The organism is Bacillus cereus (assembly GCF_002564555.1).
GTDB classification, from domain to species: domain Bacteria; phylum Bacillota; class Bacilli; order Bacillales; family Bacillaceae_G; genus Bacillus_A; species Bacillus_A cereus_K.
On the sequence record NZ_NUVD01000048.1, the window covers coordinates 1 to 359 of the forward strand.

A 359-nucleotide genomic window follows, 5' to 3' on the forward strand; every position below is an offset into this window, starting at 1 on the left:
TACAAAAGAAGTAACAGCAGCAAGTGAATGGAAGTACACGTTTGAAAAACTACAAGCCTACGATGCAGAAGGTAAGGCATACAAGTATGAAGTGAAAGAGCAAGCAGTTGAAGGATATAAATCCAAAGTAAAAGGTTATGACATCACGAATACAAAAGTAGGCGAAACGAAAGTAGAAGGAACGAAGACATGGAACGACGATAACGCGAAAGATCGTCCGACAATGATCAAAGTAGATCTTTTACAAAACGGTAAAGTAGTAGATACAAAAGAGGTAACAGCAGCAAGTGAATGGAAGTACACGTTTGGCAAACTCCAAGCATACGATGCAAATGGAGTAGCATACAAGTATGAAGTGA

The 359-nt window shown here is 39.0% G+C and carries 1 protein-coding gene; it reads left to right on the top strand.

What is annotated here, in order from left to right:
* Positions 1-359: Cna B-type domain-containing protein (locus COI75_RS17130; protein WP_141535128.1), on the top strand; the 359-nt coding region annotated here is incomplete at both ends.